The organism is Citricoccus sp. NPDC079358 (genome assembly GCF_040702545.1).
Lineage (GTDB): Bacteria > Actinomycetota > Actinomycetes > Actinomycetales > Micrococcaceae > Citricoccus.
Genome location: NZ_JBFBLI010000025.1, coordinates 1 through 11,720, shown reverse-complemented (window position 1 = coordinate 11,720; position 11,720 = coordinate 1). Strand labels below are relative to the sequence as shown.

General features: G+C 67.8%; 9 protein-coding genes and 1 pseudogene. 2 read left to right on the top strand and 8 right to left on the bottom strand.

Going from position 1 to position 11,720, the window contains the following annotated elements:
• Nucleotides 1-149: 149 nt before the first annotated feature.
• The 7 genes and pseudogenes from AB0333_RS16675 to AB0333_RS16645 all read right to left on the bottom strand — a co-directional run bounded on the left by AB0333_RS16675 (nt 150) and on the right by AB0333_RS16645 (nt 8,115).
• Nucleotides 150-1,094: a zinc-binding dehydrogenase gene (locus AB0333_RS16675; protein ID WP_366219802.1), complete on the bottom strand. Its 945-nt coding sequence runs from the start codon at nt 1,092-1,094 to the stop codon at nt 150-152.
• A 172-nt stretch (nt 1,095-1,266) separates the two neighbouring features.
• The gene (locus AB0333_RS16670; protein WP_366219801.1) at nt 1,267-2,706 is read right to left on the bottom strand and encodes an MFS transporter; all 1,440 of its coding nucleotides are present in this window, start codon (nt 2,704-2,706) and stop codon (nt 1,267-1,269) included.
• Between the two features lie 153 nt (nt 2,707-2,859).
• The gene (locus AB0333_RS16665; protein WP_366219800.1) at nt 2,860-4,683 is read right to left on the bottom strand and encodes a biotin carboxylase N-terminal domain-containing protein; all 1,824 of its coding nucleotides are present in this window, start codon (nt 4,681-4,683) and stop codon (nt 2,860-2,862) included.
• Between the two features lie 179 nt (nt 4,684-4,862).
• Complete coding sequence (locus AB0333_RS16660; protein ID WP_366219799.1) at nt 4,863-5,363, bottom strand: MFS transporter; 501 nt, start codon at nt 5,361-5,363, stop codon at nt 4,863-4,865.
• A gap of 73 nt (nt 5,364-5,436) precedes the next feature.
• Nucleotides 5,437-5,556, bottom strand: a pseudogene (locus AB0333_RS16655) (MFS transporter); the annotation flags it as partial.
• A gap of 82 nt (nt 5,557-5,638) precedes the next feature.
• The gene (locus AB0333_RS16650; RefSeq protein WP_366219798.1) at nt 5,639-6,388 is read right to left on the bottom strand and encodes a nucleoside triphosphate pyrophosphatase; all 750 of its coding nucleotides are present in this window, start codon (nt 6,386-6,388) and stop codon (nt 5,639-5,641) included.
• 44 nt (nt 6,389-6,432) lie between these two features.
• Nucleotides 6,433-8,115 carry a DUF885 domain-containing protein gene (locus AB0333_RS16645; RefSeq protein WP_366219797.1) on the bottom strand — a complete coding sequence of 561 codons (1,683 nt, stop codon included), beginning with the start codon at nt 8,113-8,115 and terminating at the stop codon, nt 6,433-6,435.
• Nucleotides 8,116-8,348: 233 nt separating this feature from the next.
• Between AB0333_RS16645 and AB0333_RS16640 the strand changes: the two genes are divergently transcribed.
• The gene (locus AB0333_RS16640) at nt 8,349-8,939 is read left to right on the top strand and encodes a dihydrofolate reductase family protein (RefSeq protein WP_366219796.1); all 591 of its coding nucleotides are present in this window, start codon (nt 8,349-8,351) and stop codon (nt 8,937-8,939) included.
• A 109-nt stretch (nt 8,940-9,048) separates the two neighbouring features.
• Entirely contained in the window at nt 9,049-9,615 is a 567-nt protein-coding gene (locus AB0333_RS16635) for a DUF1697 domain-containing protein (RefSeq protein WP_366219795.1), read from the top strand.
• Nucleotides 9,616-10,035: 420 nt separating this feature from the next.
• Here the strand turns inward: AB0333_RS16635 and AB0333_RS16630 are convergent, their stop codons facing one another.
• On the bottom strand, nt 10,036-11,070 hold the full coding sequence (locus AB0333_RS16630) for a serine/threonine protein phosphatase (protein WP_366219794.1): 1,035 nt from the start codon (nt 11,068-11,070) through the stop codon (nt 10,036-10,038).
• Nucleotides 11,071-11,720: the final 650 nt, after the last annotated feature.

Sequence of the window (11,720 nt, the reverse complement as noted above, 5' to 3'; positions counted from 1 at the left end):
TTCCGCGCCGCGCCCGCTGGTAGCGTCCGGGACGGCAGGATCAGCCGCAGCCCGGTTGCGGTCTAAGATGATGTGGAACTGTGACGTGTCGATGGGTGCGATTCCTCGCGGGGGTGCCGGGCCGGCGTCGTGATGCGCTGGCGGAGGGCTCAGCGGTCGTAGCGGGCGACCAGCCGCCCCACGACCCCGCCCTTGGCCAGTCGATCGAGCCCCTCGGGGATGTCGTCGAAGCCGATGTCCGCCGAGGTGATCGTGAGATCCCCGTCGGCGATCATCTTCAGCACCGCGTCAAGGTGCTCGCGCTTACCCAGGGTCGTGGACCCCTGGAGCGTGATGGCCCGGGTGATGAAGTCGAAGGACGGGAAGTCGAACTCGAGCTTGCCCATGCCGACCAGGACGACCTTGCCGCCGAACTTCACGGCGTCCAGGGCCTTGATGGTCGTCTCGCCGAAGCCGGCGAAGTCGATGACCACGTCCAGGTCCTCACCGGCCAGCTCACTGACGTCCTTCACTACGCGGGAGACGCCCCGGTCCCTGGCCTCCTGCCAGGCCTCCTCGCGCGGTTCGATGCCGATGACCTCGGCCCCCTGCACCACCGCGATCCGGGCGCCTGTCATGCCCAAGCCGCCCAGGCCCAGGATCCCGACGCGCATGCCCCTCTCGACTCCGCCGTGGACGACCACGCCGGAGTAGGAGGTCACCCCGGCATCGGTGGCCGCCGAGGCCTGGGACCACTCGACGCCGGCCGGCTTGTGCACGAGCATCTCGACGTTGCCGATCACGTATTCTCCGTAGCCGCCGTCGCGGGAGACACCCGGGGCGTCCGTGGCCTTGACGGCCTGGGCCACCTCGTCCCCGACCTTGAACTCGGTGACGCCCTCGCCGACCTCTTCGATGGTCCCGGAAACCTCATGGCCCAGGACGATCGGCAGGTCCACGATGATGGGGATGACGCCTTCCCGGTAGCCGACGTCGCTGTGGCACAGCCCGGCGGCAACGACCTTGATCAGGACCTCACCCGGTCCCGGCGTCGGCTTCTCGCGCTCCTCGAACCTCAAGTCAGCGTCGACTCCGTCCATCACCCAAGTTTTCACAGCTGCTCCTTCGTCGTGTGTGTTCTCTCCGGTCTACCATGTTCCGTCCCGGCGGGGGCAGTGCTCCGGCGGACGACGCCGGCCCGGCACCCCGGTGCGATTCCTCGCGGGGGTGCCGGGCCGGCGTCGTACATTCTGACCGGCATGGCCGGTCAGATCGGGTCAACTCATGTCAGGGCAGCGTGACCGTCTCTGCTTCGGTGTCCAGGGACTTCGTCTTGGTCTCCGGGGCGATGATCAGGGCGATCAGCGTGAGCACGGAGGCGAAGGACAGGTAGTAGCCGACGTGGGCCACCGAGAAGTTCAGCACGAGCCACTGGGCCACGAACGGGGTCAGGGCGGCGCCGAGGATCGAGGAGACGTTGTAGGCGATGCCGGATCCGGTGTAGCGGGTGTTCGTGGGGAACAGCTCGGGCAACACGGCGGACATCGGACCGAAGGTCAGGCCCATGAGCGCCATGCCGACGATCAGGAAGATCATCATCTGCGTGGTGTTCAACTCGGAGCCCTCGCCGATCGAGCTGGCGCTGAGCCACCAGCCGAAGGTCAGACCGAAGAGGATCAGCAGGGAGGTGATGACGATCAGGGTGGGCTTGCGGCCGAACTTGTCCGCCAGCCAGCCGGCCACCGGCACGAAGGCGGCGAAGAACAGGATGCCGATCAGCTGCAGCACCAGGAAGTCCGCGTAGGGCACGCCCAGCCCGCTGGCGTCGGGGGAACTGATGGAGTAGGAGAGGATCCACGTGGTCATCAGGTAGAAGAGCACATACGTGGCCAGCATGATGAAGGTGCCCAGGATGAGCTCGCGCCAGTTCTTGCGGAAGACCTCGCTCAGGGGTGCCTTGACGCGCTCGTCATTGTCCACCGCGCGCTGGAACACCGGGGTCTCCTGCAGGCGCATGCGGACGTAGAGGCCCACAGCCACCATGACCAGGGACAGCAGGAACGGCAGGCGCCACACCCAGGTGAGGAACGGGCCCTCCATGTCAGGGTTCGTGGAGTCGTGGTTGAAGCTGAGGGTCAGGATCAGGAAGAGGCCGTTGGCCAGCAGGAAGCCGATCGGGGCACCGAGCTGGGGCCACATGGCCGCCCAGGCGCGCTTGCCCTTGGCTGCGGTCTCGGTGGCCAGCAGGGCCGCACCGGACCACTCGCCGCCGAGCCCGAGGCCCTGGCAGAAGCGCAGGATGGTCAGCATCACCGGGGCCCACAGGCCGATCTGGAAGTACGTCGGCAGCAGGCCGATGAGGAACGTGGCAATGCCCATGGTCAGCAGGGAGCCGATCAGAGTGACCTTGCGGCCGACGCGGTCACCGTAATGGCCGAACAGGATCGAGCCGACCGGGCGGGCGACGAAGGCAGCACCGAAGGTGGCCATGGAGGCCAGCAGGGCTGCACCCTCGTCACCGGCGGCGAAGAAGATCAGCGGGAAGACCGAGACCGCCGCGGTGGCGTAGACGTAGAAGTCGTAGAACTCGATCGTGGTGCCCATCAGGGAGGCGATCACCACGCGGGACCGGGGGACGCCCAGCTCCTTGGTGCCATCATCCTTGACATGGACCGCGTCGGTCCCGGGATCCGGGGTTGAGCTGTCTTGTGACAGGTCAGTGGACATGGTTGCTCCTCATGCAATGCAACGTCAGTGGTGTGCCGGCTCTTGGCCGGTGCGAAATGCGACCCGACGACTCTACGCGCGGGCGCCACCATGCGGACATCGAGTCCACATGGTGAGACGGTCTTGCTTGCAGGAGGAGCGGTCCTGCGAGTCCTAGTCCGTGATGGCGGCGATCGCCGCGCCGGCGGTGACCGTGGCGCCCACCTCGGCGCTCAACTCGGTGATGGTCCCGGACTTGTGCGCGGTCAAGGGCTGCTCCATCTTCATCGCCTCGAGCACCACGATCAGGTCGCCTTCGGCCACGGCATCCCCGACGCCGGCCGCGACCTTGACGATCGTGCCCTGCATCGGTGAGGTCAGGGTGTCCCCATTGGCTCCCGCAGCGGTGGCGCCCCGGGTGCCGCGGGACTTGCGGCGGCGGGATCCGGCCTTGGCGCCGGTGGCCACGGTGGAGATGGCACCCAGGATGGCGGGCAGGGTGACCTCGACTCGCTTGCCGTTGACCTCCACGGTCACGGAGCGGCGGTCCTCATGCTCCTCCTCCGCGTCTCCGGGAGTGCCCGGAGTCCCGGAGAACGGGGCGATGGTGTTCTCGAAACCGGTCTCGATCCACCGGGTGTGCACGGTGAACGGGCCTCCGTCCTCCGGTGCGAAGGCCGGGTCCGAGACCACGGCGCGGTGGAACGGCAGGACGGTGGGCATGCCGGCGACCTGCATCTCGGCCAGGGCGCGGCGGGAGCGCTGCAGGGCCTGCTCCCGAGTGGCGCCGGTGACGATCAGCTTGGCCACCATGGAGTCGAAGGCGCCGGTGATGGTCTCGCCTTCCTCCACGCCGGCGTCCACGCGGACGCCCGGGCCGGAGGGCAGGCGGAAGCGGGTCAGGGTGCCGGGGGAGGGCATGAAGCTCTTGCCGGCGTCCTCGCCGTTGATGCGGAACTCGAAGGAATGACCCCGCACTTCCGGATCGCCGTAGCCCAGGTCCTCGCCGCGGGCGATGCGGAACTGCTCCCGCACCAGGTCCAGCCCGGTGACCTCCTCGGAGACGGGGTGCTCCACCTGCAGACGGGTGTTGACCTCGAGGAAGGAGATGGTGCCGTCCGTGCCCACGAGGAACTCGCACGTGCCCGCGCCCACGTAGCCGGCCTCCACCAGCAGTGCCTTGGAGGAGTCGTACAGCCGCTGCTGCTGCTCGGCCGTCAGGAAGGGGGCCGGTGCCTCCTCGACGAGCTTCTGGTTGCGGCGCTGCAGCGAGCAGTCGCGAGTGGACACCACCACCACATTGCCGGCGGCATCGGCCAGGCACTGGGTCTCCACGTGGCGCGGGGCGTCCAGGAAGCGTTCCACGAAGCACTCCCCACGGCCGAAGGCGGCGGTGGCCTCCCGGACGGCGGAGTCGAACATCTCGGGAATGTCCTCGCGGCTGCGGACCACCTTGATGCCGCGGCCGCCGCCACCGTGGGCGGCCTTGATGGCCAGGGGGAGCCCGTGGGTGTCGGCGAAGGCGAGGACCTCGTCCGCGTTCGCCACCGGATCGGCGGTGCCGGGCACCAGTGGGGCGCCGACCTTCTGGGCTAGGTGGCGGGCGGAGACCTTGTCCCCCAGTTGCTCGATGGCGGCGGCCGGCGGGCCGATCCACACCAGCCCGGCGGCCTCGACCGTGCGGGCGAAGTCGGCGTTCTCGGACAGGAAGCCGTAGCCGGGGTGGACGGCATCGGCGCCGGAGGCCTGGGCGGCAGCGAGGATCTTGTCCACCACGAGGTAGGAGTCGGCAGCGGAGGCCCCGCCCAGGGCAATGGCGTCGTCCGCCATCCGCACGTGCAGGGATTCGCGGTCCGGCTCCGCGTAGACGGCCACGGCGCTGAGTCCCTCGTCATGTGCCGCGCGGATGATGCGGACGGCAATCTCCCCGCGGTTGGCCACGAGCACCCGCGAGAACGGGCGGGCTGCGGTGGTGGCGGTCGGCGTCGGCTGGGACATCGGGGCGGGACTCCTTCATGAGCGTCGGCGCAGGCGGTCTGCGAGGGGCCGGACCCGACCTGATGCCGGGGCAGCCCACCTGCCGAGCCTAGACGTGGCGGTGGGTTTCCTACAGGATCCGGGGCGTTTTCCCCGCGCCGCACGGCATCGGTTGTAGGAATCCCACAACCATCCGCAGGTTACCGGCCAGGGGAGGGTACGGGCCCGGTGCGAGCGCGCCGGTGCGTCACCACCGCCAGGATCATGATCGCCAGGCCCACCACGGTCAGTGCCGTCCCGAGCAACGCCGGCGAGCGGTAGCCGAGCCCGGCGTCCACCACCACGGCACCGAGGAAGGCGCCGAGGGCGTTGGCGAAGTTGAAGGCGGCATGGTTCATGGCCGCGCTGACCGAGGGGGCATCGCCGCTCTCGCGCAGCAGGCGCACCTGCAGGGCGGTGGTGAAGAGGGAGCCGGCGACGCCGAGCAGCAGCACGCAGGCGATGGTGACGGCGGGGACGTGCGCCAGGGTGGCGAAGGCCAGCAGGACCAGCCCCAGGCTGATGACGCCGCCCACGGCGGACTTCTCGATCGAGCGGTCCACGAGCGGGCCGGCGATGAGGGAACCGAGGGTCATGCCGACACCGAAGCAGACGAGCACCCAGGGGACGGCGGACTCGGACAACCCGGTGAGATCGGTCATCGTCGGCGCCGATGCCGAGGAAGGCCCCGTGGGGCAGCCCGGTGATGAAGCGGGAGACCAGCATCCACGGCAGCGACGGTGTCAGGGTGCTGCCGATACTGCCGATCACGAACAGGGCGGCCAGCCCCAGCAGCAGGCGCCGGCGTTCCATGCGGGCGGTTAGGGCGTCGATGAGGGGTGCGCCGATGACCACGCCGATCGCGTAGAGGGACACCGCGTGGCTCGCCTCATCCGAAAAGGGGACCAGGCCGTGTGAGAACAGGCACACCGCAAGCTCAGGCGCGGCCTGCCTCCCACAGGGAGGCCAGCGAGACCCCGAACTCCGCCAGCAGGCTGCGCAGGGTGGAGACGGACAGGCCGATCACGGCATTCGGGTCCCCCTCCACCGCGGTGACGAAGGCGGCTCCGCGGCCGTCGATCGTGAAGGCCCCGGCGCACTGCAGGGGCTCGCCCGTGGCCACGTACGCGGCGATCTCCTCCTCGTCGACGTCGGCGAAGCTCACCGCCGCGCTCGACAGCGCCCCGGTGGCCGGACGTGCGAGCGGGGCGCCGCCGTCGGTCCCGGACAGGGGGCCGGACTCGCCAACATCACGGCTGGAGATGCCGCGGTTGTCCACGACCCAGTGGCCCGTGTGCAGGTGGCCGGTGCGACCGGACTGCGCCCGCCAGCGCTCCAGGGCGACCTCGGGTTCCCAGGGCTTGCCGTAGGCCACGCCGTCCAGCTCGAACACCGAGTCGCAGCCGATCACCAGGGCGCCGGACGCCTCGGGATGTCCGGCGACGTCCTCGGACTTGGCCCGGGCCAGCAACTGCGCGGTCTCAGCCGGGCTGGCCAGCGGATACTCCGCGGCGATCGCGTCCTCGTCCACGTCGGAGACCACCACGGTGAACGGGAGACCGGCGGCCTCGAGGATCCGGGCCCGGGACGGCGAGGCCGAGGCCAGCACCAGCCGCGGTACCGGCGCCCCGCCGTCGTGCTCCTGACGGTCAATGGCCTCAGGTCCGGGCGCCGGAGCAGCGCTCACCCGAGTGCCCGCATCACCGCTCACCCGAGCGCCCGCTTCACCGCTCATGCCATCGCCTGGCGCAGGGTGTCCAGCCCCATGGAGCCCAGGCGCAGGGCCCGGGTGTGGAAGGCCTTGAGGTCGAACGCGTGACCCTGCGCGGCGGCGCGGTCGGCGTGCTCGGCGCGGATCTGCTCCCAGATGCGCTGGCCCACCTTGTAGGAGGGTGCCTGCCCCGGCCAGCCGAGGTACCGGACGAACTCGAACCGGATCTGACCCGGGGAGTCGTTGAGGTGCTTCGTCAGGAACGCGAACCCCTGCTCCGGGGTCCACACGCCGCCGCCCTCGGACGCCGGGGCCTCGAAGCCGCAGTGCACGCCGATGTCGAACACCACCCGGGCCGCCCGCATCCGCTGGGCGTCCAGCATGCCGAGGTGGTCGCCCGGATCCGTGAGGAAACCGAACTCGTCCATGAGCTTCTCGGCGTACAGGGCCCAGCCCTCACCGTGCCCGGAGGTCCACAGCCCGTTGCGCCGCCAGTCGTTCAGCTCGTCCTGGGCCAGCATGGCGGTGCCGATCTGCAGATGATGGCCCGGCACGCCCTCGTGGTAGACGGTGGTGGTCTCCTGCCAGGTGGTGAAGGAGTCCTCCCCGGCGGGCACGGACCACCACATGCGGCCGGGCCGGGAGAAGTCGTCCGAGGGGCCCGTGTAGTAGACGCCGCCCTCCTGCGTGGGGGCGATCATGCACTCGACCCGGTCCATCGGGGCGGGGATCTCGAAGTAGCGGGTCATCTCCTGCAGCGCGGTGTCGGTGACGCCCTGCATCCAGTCCCGCAGCGCCGCGGTGCCCTGCAGCCGGCGGGCCGGATCCGCGTTCAGGATCGCGCGGGCCTCGTCGATGGTGGCGCCGGGCTGAATCCGCTCGGCATCGGCCTGCTGGGCCTCGACAATCCGCGCGAGGTCCTCCTGCCCCCACGCGTACGTCTCCTCCAGGTCGATCCGGGCGCCCAGGAACTCCTGCGAGTACAGCTCGTAGAGCTCCCGCCCGACGGCGTCCCGTTCCGGTGCGCTGCCCCGCACCTCCTCCTTCAAGACGTCCGCCAGCCCCTGGTAGGCGGTCCCGGCCCGGAACGCCTGGGCCTTCAGTTCGCTGAGCAGGGAGGAGGGAACGACGCCGACCGCGGACGCGCGCTCGACCAGCCCCGGGAAGAAGCCGCCGGGAGCGGAGTGGGCCTCAGCCTGCTCGATGACGATGTCGACCTGGCGCTGGGCGGCGACCTGGCCGGCGTCGCGCGATGCCCGCAGGGACTCGGCGTATCCGGCCAGGGCAGCGGGCAGATTGGCCAGCCTACCGGTGATCTGGGCCCAGTCCTGCTCGGTCTCCATCGGCATCAGGTCCAGGATGCTGCGGATCTCCTGGGCCGGGGAGGCCAGGTTGTTCAGCTCAGTGCGGCCGGTGGCATGGATCCGGCGTTGCAGCCCCACCCGCTCGTGCAGCGCGTCGACGGTGACCCGGTCCACGTCATCGGCCGGGGAGAGCCGGTCCAGGTCCTCCAGCAGTACCCGGTTCAGCTCGTCCTCGGTGGCCGAGCCCGCGGGGGAGTAGTCCGCGTACTCGGTCTCGTGGCCGGGGTGGCCCAGCGCGGTGGCCTCCTCGGGGTGCAGGGCGAGGAGGTCGGCGAAATAGCGGTTGGCCAACGCGTCGATGTCACTGGGCTGGCGAGTCTCACGTGCAGAGTCGGTCATGGCAGAACACTACTCGGGGCATGCGGTGGGGCATGTCTCCCTGCTCCTACGAGGCCGGTTGCAGTCCGCGGAGGATGAGGGCCAAGCCATCGCGGAAGAGGGCGGCCCAGCGGGCCCTGGGTAGACATGTCTCCCTGCTGCGGTGGAAAATATGAGGCTCGGACGTGGCCGCCGGGTGAGCCGTTGAAGACCCATGGCGTCGTGCGCTGGCATCAATCGAGGAGTCGAATGACATGGCCAAGGTCATCGGAGATATCAGTGTCAGCATCGACGGCTTTGTGGCCGGCCCCGATGCCGGCCCTCACGCCGGTCTGGGCGACGGCGGAGATCAGATTCATGCCTGGGTGTTCGCGGGCGAGGAAGCCGACCAACAGGCTTTGAACCGCGCCGCCGAGGCCGGAGCGGTCATCATGGGACGCAACGTGTTTGACGTTGTCAACGCGCCGGACGGCTGGAAAGAGGGCATGGCGTACGGTGCCGACCGTGACGCTCGACCGCCCCTCTTCGTCGTCACCAGTACCCAGCCCGATCCTCCCCGGATCGCATCCCTGTACGAGGTCACCTTTGTCACCGCCGGCCTCCGGGCTGCCGTGGATCAGGCGCGTGCGGCCGCTCAAGGTCGAGACGTATACGTCATGGGTGGGGGCGCGGCGGTGAGGGGCTGTCTCGAAGCCGGGCTGCTCGACCAGCTGCGCCTCCATCTGTCGCCGATCATCATGGGCGTGGGCATCCCACTCTTCGATGGGATGTCGCCGCGACAGCTCAAACAGGCCGACGTCTCCGTCTCGACCAGCGCCGTTCATATCACCTACGACGTCCTCTGACCCCATGGGTGCGGCATGGCGTCCTCCTCGTGAAACGAGCCCATGATGACTCGGCTGAGGACGGTCTTCCCAACTAGTGGTCCCCTCTGGAATTTGACAGGATGTGGCCATGCGCACCCATGTCGGTCTCCTGCGCGGCATCAACGTCGGAGGGCGCAACCGGTTGGCGATGTCGGATCTGCGCGAGATCGTGAGAGGACTCGGCTTCAGTGATGTCGTGACCTACATACAGAGCGGAAACGTGGTGTTCAGCTGCGCCGAGGCTGATGGCACGAAACTGGCCACCACGCTCGAAGACGCGATTGCTGATCGGTCAAACGTGCGAACCGGTGTGGTCGTGCTGTCTCGACCGCAGCTGAGGTCAGTGGTGGCGGACAACCCCTACCCGCAAGAGACCAACCCGAAGTTCCTGCACGTGGTGTTCCATCGAGACGAGATCAGCCCCGCCACAGCCGAGACCGTGACCGCAGCTGTGCAGCGAGCCCGGGACAAGGGCAGTCGCGACGACGCCACCGTGATCGGTAGCTCCCTGTACCTCCGTACCCCGGATGGCCTGGGTCGTAGTGTGCTGGCGACCGAACTGTCCCGACCACCGGCCGCTACGGCCACGGACGTGGTCAACACGATGCGCAACTGGGCAACGGTCACTCGGCTGATGGCGCTTCTCGACGATTGACTCACACCACCACCTTGCCAAGGTGAACCGGACGCTTAAGTACGACGCTCAGCCGGGATTGAGGGGGCCTCTTCGAACAACGATCCTCGAAAGGACGGACTCACCATGGAGTCTGGAGAAGTGCCTCAACTCTCATGCACGGCCCGCCCGACAAGCTGCCTTAATCAGCGTGGCCAACCTCAGGTGGAGGCGACTTCACCCTCGTGCCGAACATGAGTGAAGCGAGCGTCAATAAGGCGCACTCGGGGCTCCACCATGTCTCCTTCGGCATCGCTCATCTCTCCGTACCGCTAGCTTGATCTGATTCCAGTCGCGCATCTCCGTTCCAGCCGGCGCTGACGCTTGGCCACGACCATCGGCTCGAACGTGCCAGCGCGGGCATATGGGCCATGGTTCGCGCCCGCAAGGGGATGGAGAGCTCTATGGGGCAGATGCGGGGCTTGGCCGTACCCCGGAATACTGCGTGTGGATATCTCCATCGACCAGGCGCCAGCAAAAGTCATTCATCTCGGCCGCAGCGGGAGCATGTTCAGCGAGGATGCCCGCCACTACCGCCGGCATGTCGTGCGGGATGTCACCGCTCGCGCACCGACGCACGTAGGCATTGCGTGCAGCTAGATCGCCTCTGGTCGACACAGGCAACTCACACACCGTGGTGACTATCCAATTCACGATTCGCATCGCCGCGTAGTCGGCATCGTGGTCGACGTTGCTCGCAACGAAGTCACGCTCCGCGTTGGAGAGGTCAAATCGCGGCGATGTGGCCAGCCCGAGGTCAACGAGGTAGATCTGATCGTCGTCGGCCCGCATATTGCCGAAGTGTCCGTCCATGTGCAGCATCTGGCGGCGACGCAGGAACGCGACAGCCTCGAATAGCTGGCGCTCGATCGTCTCGGCGCTGGCCAGCGGGTCATTCAGCCAGTCGACCAAGCGGTCAGGGAGGTGCTCAAGAAAGAGCACAAGGCTGAAACTTGCGTCGGCCAACTCCTCGAAGCGGGTCCGGACCGCCGGGTCCCCTCCGAACTGGGCAACCACCGCCTCGATGTCCTGATGCTCTGGTGCGGTGGGCGGGCGGCCCGGAAGTACCCGCCAGTGATGCAGCAGGGCGAAGGCCTCGGACTCACCACAGAGGACTCCCTCGGTGACAGTGACGTTCGCGGCCAGCTCACGCCACGCGTTGAAGCCTGGGCCTGCGAGGCGGTGCATGCCGTACTGACAGGAGGCCGCCAGGTCAAACAGGTTTGCGGTGCTGTGCGGATGCGCCAGTTCACGGTCAGTGATCGGAACACGTTTAGCGAACACCGTGACGTCGTCGACGTCGAGCACCGAGGTATCACCGCCCGCGCCCACAGCACTGATGGGTACAGCATGAAGGAGCGCGGCCAGCTCGTCGTCGTCGCGGGCGGCGAGCGAAGCCGACACAAGGTCGTGATGGACACGTCGGGTGTTGAGCATGACGCCATTCTGCCCGCCACGAAGGATCAGCTCCAGGCACGGCGACAGGCCGCAGATTGTCTGCGGAGATACGTCCAACAGCACTTCACGGCAGAGGATGCAATAGCTGTGACTCGACATCGCCGATCAGGGATCCCCTTACGGAACACCTCTGACGTCACCTAGGAATCCGTGAAGCCCACTTCTGACATCAGTGCCGTCGACCTCTGAACCTGACACATGGTGTCAGAATCCGCCGGATCACAATCGGTCGTTTATGAACACATACAGACTGGCGGGAAGGAAAAAGTGCAGCGCCAGCCATGACGGGGCACATCTGTCCCCTTTCGACGAGGCCGGATATTGGTTGCCCGTGTGGTTTACGGGCCGGCCCGAGAAATGGCGGCCCGGATGTGTGGACCGATTTGGAGTAAGACGCGCTGCGCAGCGCCGCAGAGTGATCCTATCGGTGACGACCCTATTGCATGCGCTTTGAACGGCGCTGGGCTTCACGCCGCAACTCGGCCGAGCGGTAGCGTCAATGGTCATTTGATAGTGCCCGGGCCCGGTTAGGGGCAATGCCGTTTGGTTAGGGTCGGCAGGGTGATGTCAACCCGTGTCCCGGCGTGGCGTCCAGGAGGATAGGCGCAGCCCTTGTTAAAAAGTGAATC

Excerpts from the sequence above, each read along its gene's own strand:
- AB0333_RS16660 (WP_366219799.1), bottom strand. The coding sequence starts at position 5,363 with ATGACCGATCTCACCGGGTTGTCCGAGTCCGCCGTCCCCTGGGTGCTC.
- AB0333_RS16645 (WP_366219797.1), bottom strand. The coding sequence starts at position 8,115 with ATGACCGACTCTGCACGTGAGACTCGCCAGCCCAGTGACATCGACGCG.
- AB0333_RS16635 (WP_366219795.1), top strand. The coding sequence starts at position 9,049 with ATGCGCACCCATGTCGGTCTCCTGCGCGGCATCAACGTCGGAGGGCGC.
- AB0333_RS16665 (WP_366219800.1), bottom strand. The coding sequence starts at position 4,683 with ATGTCCCAGCCGACGCCGACCGCCACCACCGCAGCCCGCCCGTTCTCG.
- AB0333_RS16640 (WP_366219796.1), top strand. The coding sequence starts at position 8,349 with ATGGCCAAGGTCATCGGAGATATCAGTGTCAGCATCGACGGCTTTGTG.
- AB0333_RS16670 (WP_366219801.1), bottom strand. The coding sequence starts at position 2,706 with ATGTCCACTGACCTGTCACAAGACAGCTCAACCCCGGATCCCGGGACC.
- AB0333_RS16630 (WP_366219794.1), bottom strand. The coding sequence starts at position 11,070 with ATGCTCAACACCCGACGTGTCCATCACGACCTTGTGTCGGCTTCGCTC.